This is a genomic window from Rivularia sp. PCC 7116, assembly GCF_000316665.1.
Classification (GTDB): Bacteria; Cyanobacteriota; Cyanobacteriia; order Cyanobacteriales; family Nostocaceae; genus Rivularia.
This window is the reverse complement of record NC_019678.1, coordinates 1,270,009-1,292,515: the sequence shown is the minus strand read 5'-3', so window position 1 is coordinate 1,292,515 and position 22,507 is coordinate 1,270,009. Positions and strand designations below refer to the sequence as shown.

15 protein-coding genes are annotated in these 22,507 nt (G+C 36.2%); 6 read left to right on the top strand and 9 right to left on the bottom strand.

Annotation, left to right across the window (positions count from 1 at the left end; translation table 11 throughout):
* Positions 1–1,096 precede the first annotated feature (1,096 nt).
* On the bottom strand, positions 1,097–4,342 hold the full coding sequence (gene gyrB / locus RIV7116_RS04920; RefSeq protein WP_015117165.1) for a DNA topoisomerase (ATP-hydrolyzing) subunit B: 3,246 nt from the start codon (positions 4,340–4,342) through the stop codon (positions 1,097–1,099).
* A 542-nt stretch (positions 4,343–4,884) separates the two neighbouring features.
* Here gyrB and miaA point away from each other — a divergent pair.
* Both miaA and RIV7116_RS04910 read left to right on the top strand, forming a co-directional pair.
* Positions 4,885–5,865 carry a tRNA (adenosine(37)-N6)-dimethylallyltransferase MiaA gene (gene miaA / locus RIV7116_RS04915; RefSeq protein WP_015117164.1) on the top strand — a complete coding sequence of 327 codons (981 nt, stop codon included), beginning with the start codon at positions 4,885–4,887 and terminating at the stop codon, positions 5,863–5,865.
* A gap of 125 nt (positions 5,866–5,990) precedes the next feature.
* Entirely contained in the window at positions 5,991–6,779 is a 789-nt protein-coding gene (locus RIV7116_RS04910; protein ID WP_044291518.1) for a GDSL-type esterase/lipase family protein, read from the top strand.
* Between the two features lie 62 nt (positions 6,780–6,841).
* Here RIV7116_RS04910 and RIV7116_RS04905 read toward each other — a convergent pair whose 3' ends face one another.
* From RIV7116_RS04905 to RIV7116_RS04880, 6 genes are all read right to left on the bottom strand, one after another.
* The gene (locus RIV7116_RS04905; protein ID WP_015117162.1) at positions 6,842–7,552 is read right to left on the bottom strand and encodes a DevA family ABC transporter ATP-binding protein; all 711 of its coding nucleotides are present in this window, start codon (positions 7,550–7,552) and stop codon (positions 6,842–6,844) included.
* 111 nt (positions 7,553–7,663) lie between these two features.
* Positions 7,664–8,827 (bottom strand): ABC transporter permease DevC, encoded by a 1,164-nt coding sequence (devC, locus tag RIV7116_RS04900; RefSeq protein ID WP_015117161.1) that lies wholly within the window; start codon positions 8,825–8,827, stop codon positions 7,664–7,666.
* Positions 8,828–9,087: 260 nt separating this feature from the next.
* On the bottom strand, positions 9,088–10,371 hold the full coding sequence (locus RIV7116_RS04895; protein WP_044290757.1) for an ABC exporter membrane fusion protein: 1,284 nt from the start codon (positions 10,369–10,371) through the stop codon (positions 9,088–9,090).
* 14 nt (positions 10,372–10,385) lie between these two features.
* Positions 10,386–10,955, bottom strand: coding sequence for a TetR/AcrR family transcriptional regulator (locus RIV7116_RS04890; protein ID WP_015117159.1), 570 nt, complete (start codon positions 10,953–10,955; stop codon positions 10,386–10,388).
* 305 nt (positions 10,956–11,260) lie between these two features.
* Positions 11,261–11,455: a hypothetical protein gene (locus tag RIV7116_RS37530; protein WP_044290756.1), complete on the bottom strand. Its 195-nt coding sequence runs from the start codon at positions 11,453–11,455 to the stop codon at positions 11,261–11,263.
* A 6-nt stretch (positions 11,456–11,461) separates the two neighbouring features.
* Positions 11,462–12,529, bottom strand: coding sequence for a GNAT family N-acetyltransferase (locus tag RIV7116_RS04880; RefSeq protein ID WP_015117158.1), 1,068 nt, complete (start codon positions 12,527–12,529; stop codon positions 11,462–11,464).
* A gap of 631 nt (positions 12,530–13,160) precedes the next feature.
* Between RIV7116_RS04880 and glcD the strand changes: the two genes are divergently transcribed.
* From glcD to RIV7116_RS04860, 4 genes are all read left to right on the top strand, one after another.
* Entirely contained in the window at positions 13,161–14,636 is a 1,476-nt protein-coding gene (glcD, locus tag RIV7116_RS04875; RefSeq protein ID WP_015117157.1) for a glycolate oxidase subunit GlcD, read from the top strand.
* A gap of 655 nt (positions 14,637–15,291) precedes the next feature.
* Positions 15,292–16,347: a GUN4 domain-containing protein gene (locus tag RIV7116_RS33650; RefSeq protein WP_015117156.1), complete on the top strand. Its 1,056-nt coding sequence runs from the start codon at positions 15,292–15,294 to the stop codon at positions 16,345–16,347.
* A gap of 4 nt (positions 16,348–16,351) precedes the next feature.
* Positions 16,352–18,637, top strand: coding sequence for a HEAT repeat domain-containing protein (locus RIV7116_RS04865; protein ID WP_015117155.1), 2,286 nt, complete (start codon positions 16,352–16,354; stop codon positions 18,635–18,637).
* Between the two features lie 83 nt (positions 18,638–18,720).
* Positions 18,721–20,589 carry an NACHT domain-containing NTPase gene (locus tag RIV7116_RS04860; protein WP_015117154.1) on the top strand — a complete coding sequence of 623 codons (1,869 nt, stop codon included), beginning with the start codon at positions 18,721–18,723 and terminating at the stop codon, positions 20,587–20,589.
* Between the two features lie 113 nt (positions 20,590–20,702).
* Here the strand turns inward: RIV7116_RS04860 and RIV7116_RS04855 are convergent, their stop codons facing one another.
* Positions 20,703–21,131 (bottom strand): peptidylprolyl isomerase, encoded by a 429-nt coding sequence (locus tag RIV7116_RS04855; RefSeq protein WP_015117153.1) that lies wholly within the window; start codon positions 21,129–21,131, stop codon positions 20,703–20,705.
* A gap of 415 nt (positions 21,132–21,546) precedes the next feature.
* The gene (gene glsA, locus RIV7116_RS36315) at positions 21,547–22,494 is read right to left on the bottom strand and encodes a glutaminase A (RefSeq protein WP_232435814.1); all 948 of its coding nucleotides are present in this window, start codon (positions 22,492–22,494) and stop codon (positions 21,547–21,549) included.
* Positions 22,495–22,507 lie beyond the last annotated feature (13 nt).

Below are 22,507 nucleotides of genomic sequence, written 5' to 3'. Positions count from 1 at the left end.
TTAGTGATATAAACAACACTAGTATTTTGAATTACTTTTCTGTTAGCAATCTTGATTGAATGTAAAGTCTTAATCTTAGTAAAGATTGCAATAGATGTATTCTTATTGCCATCTTCTTCGATAAACAGGTGATGTAGATACAGTGCCAGGAAAAGCAGTGCAATCTCTGCCTAAAAATAGTAGCGGTAAGATGTAATCGCAACTCACGATACTTATACCTTCTATTCTAATTACTAGGCCGAAAACATAGACAATTTCCAATATCACTTAGACAACTTAAAAAACTGGGGAGACTTTTTTACAAACTACTTCTACTCGAATAGAAGATACTCGTTGTGTTTGGGGAGATTGTCCCAAATTACAAAATCCTCCAATTTTCATAGAGATAATTTACTTCTCTGCATCTAAGCAACATGTTTGATTAAATCTATTTGCTTATAACTACACCTTAGCGCACCATTTAAATTTCAGCCTTAAGAATCTTGACAAAATTTTGGACTTTGATACATAGATATTTTAATCAAAATCATTGGAGTCAGAATGTCTTTATATATCGACTCACCATTTAAGTAACAGCAACATGAGGTAAAACAAATACAAAATGTGCATCACCATACTTACTTTACAAAAAAAGTATAGTTTTAAACCGCGTATATCAAATTCCGGAAGAGACTGTTTTAATCTGATAGGAATTTTAACTCGGTAATATATACTCAATTTCTATCAAGCCGGTAATACATTTACAAAAAATCATAAATGTGGTGTGCTGGATATTCTGTTCAATTTTCACCTTACCTCTTCCGGAAGATTGACAAATTTACTTTTCCGTTTATACATTTTAGGATTTCAATCTATCTTATTGTGGGATTAAAACCATCAAGTCAATTAAGTTACATATCGTATTTTTTCGTATCTTTGAGTATAAATTATAATAAGTCAAATGAAGCAATAAAGCTTAGATAATTTTTTTCTAGATAATTTTATTTTTACTAGGCTTGAGTTGATAAATACAAAAAGCAATCAGTAATTCAAAGCGGACAAAAGCCGTTTACTGATTGCTAATAATAAATAATTTAAAATTTGAATATTCTAAATATTAGATATCCAAATCTGTAAGATCTAATTTAGAACTATGAGTTTCAATAAACTCGCGACGAGGTGCAACCCTGTCGCCCATCAAAATTGTAAAAATTCTATCGGCTTCTGCTGCATCTTCAATTTCTACTCTTTTTAAAGTTCGGCTTTCGGGATTCATGGTAGTGTCCCAAAGTTGAGTAGCCATCATTTCACCCAAACCCTTAAATCGTTGAATGGTGTACTTGGCGTTTTGGGGCATTTCGTTCGTAATCAAGTTTTGCAATTCGCGATCGCTATAACAATAGTAATGATTGCGTCCCCGCTCTACTTTGTATAATGGCGGACAAGCGATGTAAATGAAACCGTCTTGGACTAAAGCTTTCTGATATCTGTAGAAGAAAGTCAATAATAAAGTTCGGATGTGCGCTCCGTCTACGTCAGCATCTGTCATGATGATGATGCGATGATATCGAAGAGCGGATGAATCGAATTCTTCACCTTTAACACCCAAGCCCAATGCAGTAATTAGAGACTGAATTTCGTTATTTTTGTAAATTTTGCTATCATCAGTTTTCTCAATGTTGAGAATTTTACCGCGCAAAGGAAGAATTGCTTGGAAGCGTCTGTCGCGCCCTTGCTTGGCACTGTTATGCACAAATACCCCACTTGCTAAAGCAAAGTTATGAGTATGAGGAACTTCAATATCGTAAACATCCACACGTTCTTCCAAGGGTTCAACTTTTACTATACGGTGGTTGTAGTTAGCAACTGCTTCACAAGCTTTATCGGTGTCACCTTCAAAATAGCGCTCGCAAAATTTGTCAAAGCGTAGCAAAGACTTATCTTTTGTTTCCAAGCGCAATCGTTGATAAGCATCTAAGTCAATGTTGCCCTGCTCAACTTCAATTTGCTTGAGAACTGCAACAGTCTTACGATAATAAGTCTTGTTGAGCGCCGCTAAGCGTTTTGCACGAAATTCAGGTGTCCATTGTTCTTGGGTTTTTTGTCGCCGCCATTCTAACAATGTTTCATTATTCCATTGTTGTTGGGCTGTTTGCGAATTTCTCAAACGTGCTTGAGGATTATTAGCAAAATAATTAGTAACTCGTTGAGATTGAGCCGAACGATTTGCTTCGTCGCTCCAATATTCTTGTTGATGTGCTGCCAGTCGTTGGTTATTAGAAATACGATAATCTTCGTTATTCTCGTAAAAATCACGCCACTTGCTTACCATATAAGCTTTGTAATTTTCATCTTCCCACTGGGCTTTTGCTTGTTGTGAAAGAATTTGGCGCGTTTTGGGTTGCTGCATCCGTTCGCTCATCTTAGCGCGAAACTCTTCGCTTTGACGAAGTGCGCGGCATTTGTCAATAGTATCCTGACGATGTAGGGTTTTTTCAACATGAGAGCGGTGCAGTGCTAAATGTTCTTCAGCGCTCAAACGTTGAATGTTTGTAGGATTGTTATTTCGTTTATTGAAATCAACATGGTGACAATGTTCGCCGTTTGCTGGTTGATAAACCTTATTCCAATGATTATGCCAATCCGCTAAAACGTGAGTAAACAGCCAAGAATCGGAACGAGGATTCCAAACCATCTCGTAACCATCAATAGTAATTCTTGGTTCGCTTGAATCAGATAGTTTACGATATAGCGGCATTAAAGAATCATCGGGAGTCAACGATGCAGCTTGTTTATAACTGCCGTCGCGGAGCATAAAGCGATGATCTGGGGTACAAACAATTTTTTCCCCATTATCCAAAGTTACTTGAATAACTTCGGCATTTTCCTTGGTTATCCGAGGATTGATAATACGTTCGATGCCAATAGTACCGTCATGGCGGATTGTATAGCAGAAATGCTCTTTACCGATGGCTTGTTCGGCGACAATTTGTTTGAAAGAAAGCGAACGTCCGTCAGCCAATGCTACAAGTGTATCGCCATCAAAACAACCTCCCGCTGAATCTCCTTCCACAAGGTAGATTTCGGATTCTGCTGGATCGCGAGAAGAACAATCTGCTAACTTTCCGGGTAATGGTGAAGATTCTAATACCGATTTACGACGTACTAATTCCCGCGCATGACGGGCTGCTTCTGCGGCTTTAAATGCCTGAATTGCTTTATCTAAAATGTTATCGACAACTTGGGGATGAAATTCTAAATACTCGCTGAGAACTTCTCCAACAAAAGAATCAACGATTCCTCTAACTTCAGTGTTACCCAATTTTGTCTTAGTTTGTCCTTCAAATTCCGGCTCAGGCACCTTTACCGAAATTACTGCCGTCAAACCTTCCCTAACGTGTTCGCCGCTGAGGTTAGATTCGTTTTCTTTAATCTTGTTACGTTTGCGAGCAACACTATTTAAAGTACGAGTTAGAACTGTTTTTAAACCTTCAAGGTGCGTACCACCATCAACGGTACGAATATTATTAGCAAAACCCAGCAAACTATCGGAGTAAGCATCAACACACCACTGCAACGCCACTTCTACCTGGACGTTATTGCGTTCCCCTTGGACGTAAATTATTTCATCATGTAGCGACTGCTTGTCAGCATTCATATAAGCTACATATTCTTTAATTCCGCCCTTATATTCATAAACTTCGACATGTGGGGTGTCGCTTTTAATTACTTCTAAACGATTATCTGTGAACGAAATTCTTACACCCGCATTCAGATACCCCAACTCTCGCAGGCGGCTGGCTAAAGTATTGTAGTCAAATTCCGTAACCGTAGTAAAAATTTGTGCATCTGGCTTGAAGCTAATGCGGGTTCCAGTACGATTTTCTTTGCTCGGAGCCGTTTTTAACTCCGCCATCGCATTACCGCGCTCGTAGCGTTGAGTGTGAACTTTATTATTCCGCCAAATAGTAACTTCTAACCACTCGGAAAGGGCATTTACAACAGAAACACCTACACCGTGCAATCCTCCAGAAACTTTATAACCGCCGCCGCCAAATTTACCTCCGGCGTGCAATACAGTTAACACAGTCTCCAGTGCCGATTTTCCGGTTTGAGGATGTATATCGGTAGGAATACCCCGACCATCATCTGTTACAGTACAAGAACCATCGGCGTTAAGCTCCACCTCAATATGGGTGCAGTAACCCGCCAAAGCTTCATCAATAGAATTATCTACCACCTCATAGACCAGGTGGTGCAGTCCTCTCGGACCAGTAGTACCGATGTACATCCCCGGTCGTTTCCGAACGGGTTCGAGACCTTCCAGAACTTGAATCTGCTCGGCATCGTAACTGCTCGTCATGAAAATCTCCTGATTATTGGGGCTGAGGTCGCCTAAAAAAGCTCAAAATTCAAAAACACTCCCAGATTCTAACACAAAAGCCTTAGAGGGGAATATAGAGCTATTAGAAGTGAAGTTTATGCCTCTGGTTATGCCCAGTTATTGCAATGGTATTAATAGGAAATTTTGTTTCTAGGTAACACTGTAAGTAGGCTCTATGACTGGGAATGAAGGCTTTGACAGCGGAAAAACCGGGCTATAAAAAAAGTATTAAATAGAAGATTATAAATTAAAACTTAAAAGTTAAAAATTATTTCTTTTTGCTTTCAGATAGATAGTTTCAGGTCTTAGATTGAAAATTGGGTCACGAGATGGAACCTAAAAAACGGGCAGGCTTAGTTTATCGAAGATACTCGAGACTACACAGGTTAATTTGTTTTAAAGCCTGCCCGATTTTTTTTGCGGAAATTGTTGGTCATGGTAAATAAAGAATTGGTAATAGTTCGAGAAAATCTCAGGTCTAATTTTAAGAACCAAACCTGGAGAAAAAAAAGACAAAATCGATGACAAAGTTAATTGTAATTTGTGGTGCAACAGCAACTGGTAAATCTGGGTTAGCTTTGGCTTTAGCTCAACGCTGTGGCTCCATAATTATTAGCGCTGATTCTCGCCAGGTATACCGAGAGTTTAATATTGGTACTGCAAAACCAACGATGGCCGAACAAAAATTAGTACCACATTATTTAATTGATATATGCAATCCAAATAACACTATGACGGTTGCTGACTATCAACAACAAGCACAAGAGATTGTAGATAGAAGCTTAGAGGTTAATGGTCAAAGCTTCAAAGATATTCTTTGCCGAACCACTCAACCCAATCCTCCTATATTCTTAGTTGGTGGTACTGGGCTGTATATTAAATCAATCGTGCGCGGAATGAAAATTCCTAGAGTAGCACCCCAAACAGAATTGCGATCGCAACTCAGCAGCATCGGTCAAACTCAACTTTACGCTATGTTACAACAAGTAGACCTCGTTGCGGCACAAAAAATTCATCCCCACGATGCTGTCAGGACTTTGAGGGCTTTAGAGGTCTTTTATATTACTGGTACTCCTATTTCCGATTTACAAGGAGAAAATCCACCGGATTATCCAATTCTTCAAATTGGTTTGGATTGTGATGTCGGTCACTTGGATAGTCGTATTGCGCGCAGAACCGAGAGTATGGTAAAAGATGGTTTTGTTGAGGAAGTGGAATATCTCTGTCAGAAGTATGGCAAAGATTTACCTTTACTCAATACTTTAGGGTATCAGGAAATCAAGGAGTATTTAGCTGGAGATATTTCTTTGGATCGAGCGAAGGAATTGACTATTTTACATACACGTCAATTTGCAAAACGTCAGCGCACTTGGTTTAGAAAAGATTCCCAAATTGAATGGTTTGATACTAAATCTCCAGATTTATTAGAGCAAGTTTGGTCGCGAATTCAAAAGTTTATCATTAATGACAATGTAGGTGATTCTACTCCAGTAAAATTATAATTCATCTAAACTATGCATTGCTTTTATGGCAATAATAGTAGCGAGAAAAAATGATATTATTGGCGTGTCATTAAATGCATAAACGAGGTTTTTTCAATCGTTTTTTTAGAGCTAACAATCGTAGAATGAACTACAATCTTAATACAACCTTACTGCTAATCTCTACAAGCTTAAATATTTTATTCTTATTATTTGTTATTTTGATTATTTCCCGAAAAGGTGGAATATTTTATATAAAAAATAAAATTTTAACTATAGGCAAGAAAAATATTCAAAACAATTTGAATATTAATTCATATTACAAACATAAGAAAAGTCAGTTTGAAATACTTCCAAGATCGAATGATTATATTGTCTTTTTAGGAGATAGTATAACCGATGAAGGCGAATGGGTAGAATTATTAGGAAATAGCAATATAGTTAATCGGGGAATTTCTGGCGATACTACACGAAGAATATTGAATCGTCTGGACGCGATTGTTCGGATAAAGCCAAAGCAGATTTTTATAATGGTTGGGATTAATGATTTTGTGAATGAAAAAAAATCAATTGAAGAAGTATTGAGTCAATACAAAATTATTTTAGAAGAATTACAAGCTCAAACTCCACAAACCCAAGTATTTCTTCAAAGCGTTTTACCGGTAAATAATAATTTAACTTATATTTTTGAAGATAACCAGAAGCTAATTCAATTCAATTCCAGATTGCAAAAACTAGCAGCACAATTCAATTATCAATATATAGATGTATTTTCTAGTTTAGCAGATGCTGAGAATCAATTAGATGCAAGATATACCACAGATGGTCTACATTTAAATGGCAAAGCTTATTTAGTTTGGAAGGACGTTGTTAAAAAGTATGTTGCTTTGACCTTTTCCTCTGTCTACAAGGAAGAGAATTCACTTTATAACTAAAATATTGTACTTTTCATTGGTATTTCTAATCACTGTACCAATTACCCATTACCGATGAAAAATTAATTAACCTTCATGGCGACATCAACCCCATCACTAACCAATTTTCCGTCTTCCATATAAATAATTCTGTCACCAATATCTAAAATGCGGTTATCGTGAGTTACCAGTAGTATTGTACAACCTTGCCCTTTGGCTAATTTGTACATTATCTCTACCACATCACGCCCTGATTTCTTATCAAGAGCAGCAGTTGGTTCGTCGGCTAAAACTATTTTTGGATTACTCGCTAAAGCACGAGCGATCGCCACTCTTTGTTTTTGTCCCCCCGATAGATTTTCGGGATAGTAATCGACTCTATTTCCTAAACCAACTTGTTCTAAAATTGCGGTAGCTTGTGCATCCATATCTTGTTCTAAAAATTTGTCATGCAGTTCTAATGACATTTTTACGTTTTGTTTTGCAGTTAAAAAACTCATTAAATTATGTGCTTGGAAAATATAGCCGATGTTTTGGCGAATATTGGTTAATCGCTGTTTAGTTGCTCCACAAATTTCTTGTTCTAAAATCTTTAAACTACCTTCTTGTGCGGAACGCAAACCACCCATTAAAGTAAGTAAAGTTGTTTTTCCAGAACCAGAAGGACCAGTTAAAATGACGATTTCGCCAGCACTAATATCTAAGTTGATATCAAATGATACTTGTTTGCGAAGATTTTTATCGCCAAAATAGTGGTTGAGATTTTGTACGGAGATAACCGGTTGTGATGACATAGATTTAAAGGAGAGTAGTGAGTAGTAAGTATCGAGTAGCAAGTAGGAAAGAGAGAACAGAAAGTTAATAAAAGTTAGTTAGAAATTTGTTTAGGTATTTTATTATCAAGTTTAAAAAACATCTGCTGGATCTGCGCTTTGTAGTTTTCGCATCGCTACAGCACCGGAAAAGCTGCACATGATAATAGTTAAGGTTAGTACGTATATTGCTCGGTCAATTGTCATTGCCACAGGTAACAAAGTTGCAGCAAAAGTAATTTGATATAGTCCCATTGAAAGCAGCATTCCGGGTATAAATCCCAGTACAGACATTATCAAAGCTTCTTGCATGAGCATTACCATTAAATAACCATCGCTATATCCCATAGCTTTGAGGGTTGCGTATTCTGGAAGGTGTTCTGATACATCGGAGTAGAGTATTTGATAAACAATTACTATACCGACAATGAAACCAACAACTACACCGATACCGAATATGAATCCAATCCCTTGATTCCCCCAATAGTCTTTTTCTGTTTGAGCAAATTCTTGTGGTGTTAGTACTCTGACATCATTGGGTAAATTAGATTTGAGTTGTGACTGTAGTTTTTCTACATTTGCATCTGGATTTAATTCAATTAAACCGACTTCGATTTGATTTGATTTGCGGTTGGGGAATAGTTTCAAAAACGTAGAATCGCTGGTCAGAATGTTTCCGTCTGCGGCGAAGGAAGCACCCATTTGAAATAAACCAACGGCTTGAATATTTTGCTGATTCACTAAGGTTTGTACAGTTCCTTTTTGCTTAACTAAATCTGGAATTGGCCCATATTCCGGACGAGATGCGCGGTCAAATATTACATTATCTAACAGCTTTAATTTATCTACATTTTTACTGACTTCTGGATAATCAAAAGGTGGATTGACTGGGTCAATTCCCCAAACCAAAATTGCTCGGTTGACGCGAGTTTCAGGATTACGCCATTGAGCGGTATTAATATATAAAGGACGAACCGATTTTATACCTTCATATGCCAAAGCTTGCTGCAATCTTTCTCTCGAAAAACTTTTTACTGAAAACAAACTTTGAAACTGAGGATTAATCAAAACTAAGTCAGCTTGCAAAGTACGATGAGGTCTAGTTGCGCTATCAAATAGTGCATCTAATAGTCCTAATTGCACGAACATCAACATATCAGCAAAGGCAATTCCCGCTAAAGCTACTGCAAGTCGCGTTTTCTCCTTCTTTAATTGCAGCCAAGCTAATGGGGTACGACGGAATAGTTTACGTAACATGATTTCTATCGGTTAAAGGTCAAAGTTAGAACGTTGTAAGTTAAGAGTTATAAATCCATTAGACATCTCGCCACAAAAATAAGTCTTCACCAAGTCTTTTAAGTGCTACGGGTTTTTGGCGATTACTTTCGACTCTGTTATTACCCACTATTTGTTTAGCAAAACATTTGTAATTTCCTCGATTTTGTCGATATTAATCTTTATATCAACCGTTCGTTATAAAATATACCAGAGGTATACTAATAGAGAACAAATAGAAATCATAATTCAATCTCTGTTTGAACTTGTAAGTTAGTTAACCCAGCTACACGGTTACTATCTTCTGGGTTGAGGAGAATTTTAACATCAACTACTCGTCTGTCTAAATTTTCCCCTGGTTGGTTGCTGAAGACGTTTTGTCTGTTAATTTTTAAGCCAATTTGAGAAACTTCCCCCTGCAATTTACCGGAAAAAGCTTGTCCAGTAATTGATGCTTTTTGTCCTAACTTAACTTGCTCGATGTCCGTTTGATACACCTCGGCAACCACCATCATTTGCTGAGTTTTTCCTAATTCAACAATACCTTCGCTTGATATTTGTTCTCCAACTCTTGTGTGAATATTGAGGATTTGTCCCGCCATTGGTGCGCGAATGTAAGCTTGCTCTAAGTCTGTTTGCGCTTGTTTTAAAGTAGCTTTAGCATCATCGACTTCAGTTTGGGTGGCTCTAACATCTACTGGACGAATTTCGGAAATTTGATTTAAAGTTGCTTGGGCTTCTTTAATTTGTTCGCTTCCGGATGACTGAATGCGATTGAGATTTGCTCGTGCTTCGGAAAGTTGTTGTTTTCGCGATGCTTCTATACGATCGAGGTTTGCTCTTGCTTGATTGAGTTGTTGTTTTGCGGTTTGCAATGTTAAACGTTTGCTGTCTCGTAAGGAATTAGAAACTGCACCTTGATTAAAAAGTTTTTGATAGCGTTGATATTCAACATTGGCATTATCAATCTCTGCCTGTAATTTGGCAATAGTCGCTTTTTGTGCGGTGATTTCTGTCTTTTTTTCCGCTTGTAAACGTGAAATAGTTGCGAGTTGTGCTTCTATTTGATTGGTTTTTTCAGCTTGCAAGCGAGCAATAGTTGCTTCTTGTGCTTTAATTTGTCCGGTTTTAGCTCCTGCTTGTACCTGTGCCAATTTGGCTTGAGCCATTCGTAGCTGCTGTTTGGCTTTTAATAATGCATCTTGCAATCTTTTTTGAGAATCTAGAATTGCGATCGCATCTCCTGTTTTTACTTTATCTCCTTCTTCAACTAATAATTTTGTAACTCTATCACCATCTAAAGCTAAAGGTGCGGATAAGTTTATTACTTCGCCTTGAGGTTCCAATCGACCAAGGGCAGTAACCTTTTTAACTACAAGAGGTGCTTCAACTGCTGGTGTATTGGATGCAGTCATCAAGCTAGTTTGAGACATTCCGTAAAAGGCAGTCGCACCTGTAATTACAGTAGCAAAAGCTACTACACCGATTACTTTATGAGCAGGTTTAGAAATTATTTGCATAGTCAATTACCAATTCTCTATTACCAATTAGCTAAATAGCCACTCACCATTTGCACCAATAATTCTCCTTGTTCTTGATAAGAAACCATTTCACCTTCAAACATTCGCACGCAAATTAACCCATTGAGAAAATTGACGACAAAATCAGCAACCACTTTGTCTTCAATTTCTAAGTACTTTAATAATTCTTCTCTGGATTTCTGTGCAACTTTCTTTAAAATTTCATTATTTAAAACTTCACTTTTCCCCTGCTGTTGATAAAAATTACTCCAAAGCAATATTTGACTGATAAAATACTCTTCGTTTTTTTCAACAAAACCAACCAAAGCTCTGATTCGTTCTGGTATATATTTTATGTCCCCAGATTCAGCTAGAAAATTTATAATGTCTTGCTGGAACTGTTCTTCTACCAACTGTAAAAATAAAGCTTCTTTATTGGGAAAATAATGATACAAAGTCCCTGTTGAAACGCCCAATTCGTTAGCAATTTCGCGCATGGTTACGGTACTGTAACCTTTAGAGGCAAATAAGTCAAAGCTTTTCCATAGCAGTTCTTTCCTATACTTTTCGCGATCTACAATTTTTGGCATTCGGATTCTGAAACTTAGTATATCGAACGTTAGTTATATATTAATTTAATTGTGTGTTTTATGGCAATAGTTATTTATTGCAGATCCTCCCTAAGCCTCCTTAAAAAGGAAGGAACTAAGCCCCCTTTTTAAGGGGGTTTGGGAGACTACTCCCGTGGGTCGTCATCCTAGCGCAGCGTCTCCCGCCAGGGAGATACCCGAAGGGGAGATCTTACCATTGTGTCCAATTCCTTAACCGAGCAGTATTGATACACCCCGTCTCTACAATGTGTCTGGATTAATCCCCATTTCTCGTAGTTTTTCGGCTAATTGTGTGGCTCGTTATTCGGCGGTTTGAGCGCGGTACCATCTTCGTAACACCGCAGCCAAGAATCTTGTCTGGCTTCAAATTCACCTTCCCATAAAGTTAAACCTAATCCAATTGATGGAGGAACAATAGAATACGTAGAGAATAATTTGATTCGGTATAAAATAAAACTTTTTCCTAAAGTCCCGTTCAATTTTTTTTACCTTGATAGAGACAATAACTTTTTAGAATATTGAGCCAGTCTGATTGTATTTGCTCTTAAATTATTCCGAGTAATTTTATAATCGGTATTCCATCTTTTATGCGCTCCTAACAAGGAGAATTTATAATCTAAATCTCCTCTAAGCAAATCATAATTTTTGAACTGGTTTTCAATAGCTTTTTTGATACTAAATGCCATCATCACTCTGCCCGGTGATAATTTAGAGTATTCGGGATTAAAACCAGTCATTTGTCCGTAAACAACTTTTTTGTTGTTGTCAACATAGATTCCAGTAGCGGCTACTGGTGTTGTTTTATCCCACAAAATATCTATCCACAAAGAATTGCTTTTTGCACATTGTCGAAAAACATTACGATAGGTATTTAAGACGGACTCGGGCTGTTTTCCCCATTTAATCTGCCAGAGTTCAAATAAGACTTCAATTTGATTTTCAAGATTATCATCTGCAATATTGGTGAAATTGAAGTCGCTATTCTGCTCTACTTTTTTTAATGCACTGCGTAAATTCTTGCGAGGTTTGCGACTAATAAAGTTTTGTAAGTATTTTTCCCATTCGTCAGGCAAAGGAATATAAGGGCAGCCTATACCGCGATTGCTCGTAAGTTGAAAATCGCTTTGGGAAAAGTGTTTGACGAAAATATCTAATCTGGAGTCTTGTATATCTTTGATATGAAAAACGTCCCACTGTAAATTTTGACGGATATACGATGCAAAATTCTTAATCGCATCCTCTTCATATTCTGGAGAACAGAGAAATCCTGTATAGTCTGCGATGGGATGAGCGCAAGTTTGCAATGCCCTGTAAACGTTGACATTAGCCCATTCTAGAGAACGTATTGCTAGCGGAAAAAAAGCAACATAGGGTGAATTGGGTTTGGGTTTGATAGCTAATATAAACCAGTCGTGTGGAACTACTTCCAACCATCCACGCAGCCAAGACCATGATAGGAATATTTGAGCGTAAGAGTCTGAAACGTAGACATTATTCCAATTTTTTTCTAATTTATCGAACTGTTGAATACTATTAATAATTTCTACTTGCATTTGATTAATAAAAGGGATTTAGTGTTGAAAAAAGTAAAATATATAGCTGAAATAAAAGCATTTATGCTCTATTTGAAGCAAACGCGGTTTGTTCCTTAAGATTCTATATTGACAGCATTGTTATTGCCGAATCTTTGGTGAAATAATTACCGAATCACCGATTGCGATTTCAATAGTATATGATTTGCTGCCAGAAAAAACTTACTTTAGACAAAATTTAAACTTGATACATTCAATCATAAAGACATCAATAAATATATCAGCTTATTAGATTTGTCCATCAAAATATTAAGTAAATTGATTACATCTAAATAATGTATAAAATAATATTTTTTATTCTTTTAAATAAATTTAATAGTGAAAAATTAAAGCGGTATTTATGATAACAAATATTTATTTTATTTTTTCAAGATTATTAATTACTTTTTTATCCTTGCAAAAAAAATATTTGTGATTATAAGTATTTTAAGATACAAATACTAACGATAAATAAGTATCCCAGATATTTAACTTCAAATAACGTAATGGCTCTTGAAGAAAATTAAAGCCATGCGTAAGTCTTAAAACTCCTGTAAAAATAGTAAGAAGACTTATAAATAAAACCATTGCATCCCACACCGGACAATAAACCATGCTTACTCAAGAAAAATCTCGAAAAATTGACTGGAAACCTATCATCAAAGAGCTTGAAGCGGTTTTAGGTAAAAAAGGCGTGATACAGCGTCGCGAGGAACTAATTACTTATGAATGCGATGGTTTAGCTAGCTACCGTCAACGTCCGGATTTGGCAGTTTTACCAAAAACCACGGAACAAGTTGCCCAGGTGGTGAAGATATGCAATAAATATTCGGTTCCTTTTATTGCTAGAGGTTCTGGTACTGGTTTATCTGGCGGCGCTTTGCCGATTCCGGGATGCGTATTGATAGTCACTTCATTGATGCGGCAGATACTTAATGTTGATTTAGATAATCAGCGGGTTGTAGTTCAGCCTGGAGTGATTAATAATTGGGTGACTCAAACGGTTAGCGGTGCCGGTTTTTACTACGCTCCCGACCCTTCTAGTCAAATTATTTGTTCTATTGGGGGTAATGTTGCAGAAAATTCCGGTGGGGTGCATTGTTTGAAATACGGTGTTACCACCAATCACGTTTTAGGTTTAAAAGTTGTCACGGCGAATGGTGATATTGTTGATTTGGGCGGACAAATTCAAGAAATGCCCGGTTACGATTTAACGGGTATATTTGTAGGTTCGGAAGGCACACTGGGAATTGCCACAGAGATAACTTTGCGAATTCTCAAAAGTGCGGAATCTATTTGCGTGCTGTTGGCAGATTTTACCAGCGTGGAAGCAGCAGGAGCAGCGGTTTCCGATATTATCAGCGCTGGAATCATCCCTGGTGGTATGGAAATGATGGACAATATGAGCATTAATGCGGTGGAAGATGTAACTGCAACGAACTGTTATCCCCGCGATGCTGTAGCTATTTTGCTGGTTGAAATCGATGGTTTGGATGTAGAGGTGAAGACTAATAAGCAACGGGTTATCGAAATTTGTAAAGGCAATGGTGCCCGTAATGTAACTTCTGCTAACGACTCCGAAACGCGGCTCAAATTATGGAAAGGAAGAAAAGCAGCGTTTGCGGCTGCGGGGCATTTAAGTCCAGATTATTACGTGCAGGATGGAGTAATTCCTCGGACGCAGTTACCCTATGTTTTACAAGAAATTGAAGCATTAAGCGAGAAATTCGGTTACAAAATTGCCAATGTATTCCATGCAGGTGACGGCAATTTGCATCCCCTAATTCTGTTTGACAATTCTATTCCTGGTGAATTAGAGAAAGTTGAAGAAGTAGGTGGAGAAATTCTCAAGTTGTGTGTAAAAGTTGGCGGCAGTATTTCCGGAGAACACGGTATTGGTGCGGATAAGAAATGTTACATGCCGGATATGTTTTCTGCTGCGGATTTAGAAACAATGCAGTGGGTTAAGCAAGTTTTTAATAGTAAAGGGTTGGCAAATCCCCAAAAGATTTTCCCTACTCCTCGTACCTGTGGAGAAGCAGCTAGAGCAATGAGCGAGAAGAGGTTTGAAGATGTAGAAAGGTTCTGATTCGGGAATGCCGGTATTTGAAATAGTAAATTAGGACTTATGTCAAATTCCTTGTTTCTAGGGACTATACACAAGTCCTTTTTGTCTTTTCATTTAGTTACAAATAATACAATTTTCAAAATTTTGTGATTTAAAATACATTCATTATGAGAGTATAAGACTATAATTAAAGCTAATGACATATATTTGTTGTCAATTTGAGAATGTTGAATTGCATTAAAATATAAATATTAAGAATAAAAGCTGCATATTTTTTCTAAATCAACGTAACAGCATTTAGGAACAAGATTATCGAGAATAGTTCTAAATGTATATAAGTTATGGACAGAATAGAAGATTTAAACAGCGAAGCAATCTGTATTTCAATTTATCTATTACCTTGCAGATTTTATAGTTGTTGGAAGCAGCAAAATTGCAGGGATTCATCCTTTAATTCATAATCTTGCTCCTGGGTGAAAAGCAGGAATGTGTGCGATTTTTTGAATACAAACGATACTTATGCGTAAAAATATTGTTTTGAAGAGATTAAAAGATAGTGATGTAATTATTTAGGATATTTCCTTAAATTACTGTAACTCTGCATAAGTAGTATGTTTTAAAGCCTATATAAATATAAAAGGTAGTATTTAGCTCTAAAAATTAAAGATGATTGGCTATGACATTACAATTACACGGTTGGTTTTATGAAAAACTGCAAGAAGCTCTTTTGAGTGCTTATCCTGCACCTGGGGTATTGGAACAGTTTGTGTTATTTAACTTAAATAAAAGTTTGAATGAAATAACTGGTAGCAATTTATCCGAGCAAATTTTTAATTTAATTCAGTTAGAAAAGTCTTGCGGTGAAATATGCATCCAAAAACTGGTTGATAAAGCTTATGAAGATAAACCATTAAACGAACAAGTCCAAGTTGTTAAAGACTTATTTGAGAAAACCCAAAAACAGGTTGAATTTACTCTCGTATTAAACGATGCTGTCGATGAAGTTAACAATTCCCAGGCAGAATATATTGCTGAGGAGCTAAGTAAAATTTTACAAGATCCATGTCTTAATAAAATAGAATTTGACAGCAGAAAGATTTTTTTAAGAAGTTCGGAAGAAGGCTTGGAAACCTTTAAGACTCTTTTTGATTCAGGAGAGTTGGCGGAGATTTTGTCTTATGACATAGAAACTTTAGAAAATGCTGATGGTAACAATCTAGTACCTATCTCTATCAATAAAAGGTTGGATACGCTTGAAAACCTGCTAGCAGAGAAGAAATGGAAAGAAGCAGACGAAGAAACATCTATTATTTTACTTCAAGCTGCAGCACAAGAAGAAAGAGGTTGGTTGCAACCTGAAGATATAGAAAAAATTGACTGCAATATCCTTTTCAAAATTGACGATATGTGGATGGATAGCAGTCAAAATTACTTCGGCTTTAGCGTTCAAAAGTTTGTTTGGGAGCAACTACAAGAACAACTTGAAAGCAACGTGAGCGATACAGAAAAAGAACGTGAATTTGCAAAACAAGTACAGTGGTGCGTGCAGGAGAAAGGTGAAAGATGGATTCAGATTGCTAAAAGTCAAATAGTCTGGGGCTATGATAAACAAATACGGGGATATCTTCCGACACCTCCCCCTGCTGTAACTGGTGATAACGTAATTAAGGTTTGTGTTACCCTTGCTCTTGTGGAAAGACTTGCTAAATATCAACAGCAATTAATGAATTAAATTTATGAGTGAAGCTTGTCTAGGGCGTACCCAAGAAATTAATAAATTTACTCAAGCTATCGATGCTCTGACAAATCCAGAAGTTTCTTCTCAACCATATATTTTTCTTTATTATGGAAATCTTGGTATTGGTAAAACAACTTTACTAAAAAAGCTCGAAGAAGTTGCAAAAGATAAATTAGAAGGTAATTTAAATACTATATTTATTGACTGGCAAAAAGAATATTATCGCATTTATGATGCACAATCATGGGATGAAATTCAGCCTACTAACGTGCTGGAAGTAATTTATAAGTCATTTTATCAAGCAGGTAAAGCAAATTATTTTGATAACTACGTTGCCACTACAAATTATTGGGAAGAAGCGAAGAAGAAAATTAACCAAGCTTTAGAATCTGAGTTAGAGAATGAAGCTATTCAAGAACTAATTCCTTTAGGAGCGGATGGGATTGCTCAGTTAATAAATAAAGATAAATACAATTCGGAAGAGGAAGAATTTAAGGTAGCTCGGGAATTTGTAGAATCTCTTTTAACCACGCTTGAACAAGGAATTTATCAAAATCCAGAAAATAACTTGGTTGGAGCTTTGAGTTCGGGAATTACCAAGTTAGCTAAAGAAAAACCACTGATTATATTTATCGATACTTATGAAATAGTAGAGAAAGCTGAATGTGATTATATTTTACGTCAAGCAATCAAAAAAAGTAATGGCCCTATAGTTTGGGTAATAGCTGGAAGAGCAAATTTAGCAGACAGTGGATGGAAAAACCAAGGAGCAAAAGATGCTCTTTTAGCTGCTCTACATGAGGAACAACAAGATGCTGATGTAATTGCAGTTGCCATTAAGCTGTTAGGAATTTTTGATAATTCGATTGCCGTACAAGAATTAGTTAGCTTCTTACAACATCAGGATCGGTTTGTTCGTCAAGCTGCTGCTCGCGAGTTAGGAAAGCTAGTAAAGTATGAAGCTGATAGAGAAAAAGTTTTTGATTTAGCTGTTGAACCTTTAATTCAAATCATGCGTAACGATGCGATTAGCAATGTACGCGATACTGCATTAGAAGCACTGGCTGCAATATACGAACAACAAGATTTGTTAAAAAATAAATCGGCACAAAGCATCAAATTACAACGTGCTTTGTGGCAAGAAAAAGATAAAAATAAGTTTTCCGAATACGTTATAAATAGTCTCATACGCGATAGAGAACAACAACAAAGCAGTTTAGTAAATATTGATAGTTTATCTGGGTTAATTAGCAATTTAAAGGATTCTAAAGTAGAAGTCAGGGAAAGTAGTATTGAGTTGATAGCAAAGAAAATTACAGCAGATAAAGAAGTTGGCAGCGGTGTCATAGATTTATTAATTGGTTTACTCAAAAAATCTGCTGAAGATGCCGATGTTCGCGTTGCAGTAGTTGAAGCAGTCAAAGAAATAGGAGCTTGCTCGCAGCATATTATTGATACATTGATTGACACATTAAACTTTGAAAAAGAAAGCGATCGCTATTTACGACAAGCGGCAGCAGAAGTACTGGGCAAGTTAGCAGTTACAAATACTAGCTCTTTAAAAGATAGTGTCACAAAAAAAATTGCAGATGCTTTGAATAAAGCTGCCCGTGAAGATGTTATCAGCAATGTACGTAATACTGCTCAAGAGTCTTTGAACGATATTTTTAATCAAACTGGTTCGGAATTAGCTAAACGATATTTACAAAAAATTAACTGCGAGCCGTTAGAACCTTTAAATATTAAGGAAGTCAATAAAATTATCTATATTCTCAAAAATCGCGATGATATTGACGAAAGAATCAAAGCAATTCAGGCTTTAAGTCAAATAAAATCATTTAAAAGTATTAGTACATTAAAAAAAGCATTAACCGAACAAGAACCAGATATTTGTGCAGCAGCAGCAGATGCTTTAGGAATAATTGCTAATCCCAGTGCATTAAAAGATTTGCTTGCTAAAGTAAAGAATAAAAAGAATCCAGAATATTATAAAGATCGGATTGCTAGAGAAGCAGTAGTGAGAGCAATTGGTCATTTAGATTTAGCATCACAACAGCTAGATAAAGAACAAGCGGTAGAGATTTTAATAGATATCTGGCGAAACGATGCAATTAGTAACGTTAGAGATGCAGTTGAAGTTTCTATGCGAGAAATATATCGACGAAATCAGCATCCGGATGCTTATAAAGCTCTGAAGAGATATCCCGATTACGATAATAATGAAAAGCAATCAAAATATGATGATATGAATACAGAAGCATACTATAATTTATTTTTTTGCTGAAATATAATCTAATTACAATTATTAGTCATGAATATGAAAATGAATATGAAAAAAATACGGTCTCTATATTTTATAAAACAATTATGAATGAAGAAGAGAGCTTCAAAATTTATCTCCAAAATTTTATTCAAGAATTTAGTGATGATATTATCAAAGGTGAATTTAAATACTATAATTTTTCACGCTCTTTTGAAGAAAAACCAGATTTTGTTAACCCAGTTAAACATTTCAAGAACTCCGAAGCCACTCAATGGTCTGAATTAGAGACTATTTTTAATTATAAAGAACAGCGTCTTTTATTACTAGGAGAACCAGGTGCTGGTAAAACAGTGTTGTTACGGATGTTTGCCAGCAAATTTTCTCAAAATATAGACAGTACAAATCCACAATCGCTTTTACCTTTATTTGCTCCAATCCGTAGATGGGATAGAAAAGAAGATATTCTAAACTGGTTAATCAATCAGGCTAAATATATTTATTCCGGAATAAATGAAAGATTATTAGAACAAAAAATAAAAGCTCAGCAGGTTCTATTTCTGCTAGATGGATTAGATGAATTACCTGCAAAAGATTCTAGTATAAAAGACCCAAATGCTAAACAGCGCGATTATCGCATAGAATTTATGCAAAAATTCGCTGTTTTTGAATCTATATACGGATGTAATCCGACAATTATAACTTGCCGCAATCGAGATTATCAAAGAATAATTACTAGGGACGGTGGCGAAAAACTGAATTTAAATGGTGCAGTAATTCTTAAACAGTTAAACTACGAAGAAATTAAAAATTATTTAGAATATAATTTTGCTAAAGATAGTAAGTTTTTTCGTAAAATATGGAGCATACTAATTCAGAATATGGCTTTACGAAAGATGGTTCGGACACCATTCTTATTAGCAGTATTAGTATCGCCATATATAAGCAATGACAGGCAAAATAAAAATGAGTTAGAAGAGTTGGCTAATATAAATAGCCCTGAAAAATTGTTCGACAATTTTATCAGCAAAAGTTATGAAAGAGAAAAGGAGAAGCAACACAACGTTACTGCAATTGCTTTTTCTTTAAAAGAGCTTAAGCAGATATTAGGACAAATTGCTGTCTTAGTAATGAGTGATGAGCATCCAGATGATAATTACATTCTTCCAGATATTTTTAACAGGCTTTTGCCTCAAGAAAAGATAGAAGATTTTCTTAGTTTATGTCAAAATCTATATTTATTGATTAAAAGTGTGAATACCGAACAAGAGACTTATCGGTTTTCTCATTTATTACTGCGCGAGTACTTTGCTTTTCTCTACACCGATCAATTTTTAAATAATGATTTAGATAATGATTTAGATGAAAAATCAATTACTGCGAATTCACACAAATTAATTGGCAAAGATAAAGTTGCGATCGCGCTGGGTAAATTAAACAAATTACGAGCGACTAATTTATTAATTGATTTACTCCGAGACTCAGATCGAGATGTGCGTTACGAAGCTGCAAAGTCATTAGGTGAATTAAAAGCTGGTGTTTATTTTCGAGGTTATAAACAAGATTTTTCTGAACCTTATCTTATAAGTAAGCCTTTAAGTAAATTTGAGAATAAAAGCGTTAATACATCATCAGAAGTACCAAAACCAACTTTAAAAGAAGAAGAAAATATCTCACCAAGCCCCAAGCATGTCGAACAAGAAAAAAACCCAACTTCGCAAGAAGACTTAGTTCAACAAGAAGTAATAACTGTCAAGCCAGTTATTTTTCCATCACCACAGGAGGAACATACCCCGATTTCACCGCCCGTGGTAAATCATGAAAATGATTCTCCTGCATTCAAAGAGATACTTAAATCCGACAACAATTTATTATTAATACCAATTAATCAAAAAATTGTTTTTATCTTTGCGGGTATATTCTGCTTTTTACTAGTACTTGTCGGCTTTTTGTTGGGATTGTTAGTTAAATCTTAGCAATTTTAATATGGAGGCGAACAGAGATGCTATTTTATCGAATGCCTTCAGACTATAAGTCTGGGGCTAACAAAACAAAGCCCGCCTTCGCGGGCTTATGGTCAAATATTTATTTAACCAACTTCAACTAACTCAATATCAAAAGTTAACTGTTGTCCTGCTAAAGGATGATTTGCATCAAGGGTAACTTTGGAATCCGAAACGTCTGTAACGATAACTGGAATTACCTGACCGTTATTTTGAGAAATCTGTAATTGTTGACCGACTTCTACTGATAAATCTGTAGGTATTTGCTCTTTCTCAACTGTTATTACTAGTTCTTCACGTTGAGGACCGTAAGCTTGATCTGCGGGAATAGTTGCAGTTTTGGACTCTCCGGGAGCCATACCGACTATCGCTTCTTCAAATCCAGGAATTACATTTCCCGAACCAAGGGAGAACTGTAAAGGTTCGCGTTCGGCAGAGGAATCAAAAACTGTACCATCATCCAACTTGCCCGTGTAGTGAACTTTTACGTTGTCACCAGCTTTAGCTTGTGTCATGTCTTTTCTCCTTTTACACTCTTAATACTTTACTGTGGAAATCGCTTTTATCTGCTCCACTCTGCTTTTTTAAGCGAAATACAATAATTTATTAACGCTTTTTTGAGCTAAATCTATTTAATCAAGACCTTTAACTCTAAAGTTTTGAATGGCTAACGCTAGATATTCTATCCGTCTTACAAATCATAACTAATTACATACAATCTGGCATTTTTCACGCCAAACCAGATAAATACACTTTTTCTAGACTAGTACTTCTAATTAGGATTATCGAAATATTTTCGATTTTGTTTAGATTCGTACTATCAAAAACAAAGCGGAATAGTTATATCAGCAACTAAACTACCTTGTTTCCATCTTGCTATCAGTTACCTTATAGTCCATTCCTCAACAGCTACTCGTTACTCGTTCCGTATCACCGAGCAAAAATATGTAACCCTAAATATTTAGATAGTTCTTCGCAAACTTTAATCGCCCGAATGCTGTTACCGCGAGAATCCAGAGGGGGAGAAAAAACTGCGATTCCCATTTGATTGGGTACTACACCAATGATTCCACCACCAACTCCACTTTTTGCCGGAAATCCAACTTTGTATACCCATTCCCCAGCAAAATCGTACATCCCACAGGTATGCATAACGCTAAGCAAGTCTTTAATAAAAATAGAATTGATGGCTCGCTCTTTAGTCACGGGATTTATGCCACTATTAGCTAAAGTTCCTCCCATCAACGCTAAATCTCGACAGTTAATAATTATGCTGCACTGCTGCAGATACAAATGCAAAGTTTGACTAATATCTCCCGAAATCATGCCAAAATTTCGCAACAAATATGATATAGCCCAATTGCGATCGCCACTATTTTGTTCGGATACAAGTATGGGTGTATCGACAAAAACTCTACGTCCGATATAGCGACGGTACATTTCTAATATTCGGTTAAGTTTATGACCCGGACCTGCTCCTTCTATTAAACTTGTAGTGGCGATCGCTCCGGTATTCACCATACTGTTATAAGGTCGTTTGGATTTGGATTCCACTTTAATAATGGAGTTGTAAGCATCTCCGGTTGGTTCGACATCAACTTTGGTTAAAACGTAATCTCTTCCTTTATCTTCGAGTGCTAATCCGTAAGCAAAAACTTTTGATATTGACTGAATTAAAAATGATTCTTCCCAATCTCCTACGCAGTAAACTTGTCCGTCTACCGTAGCGATGCAAATAGCAAACCAATCGGGATTAATATCTACTAAACCAGCTTCGCTGACATAAGCTTTTCCATCTCTTAAAGGAAGATATTTGCAGTGTAATTCCCGTAAAAATGTAATTAAAGATTTGGATGGTAGATTATATTGAATCTTTATATTTGACTGAGTT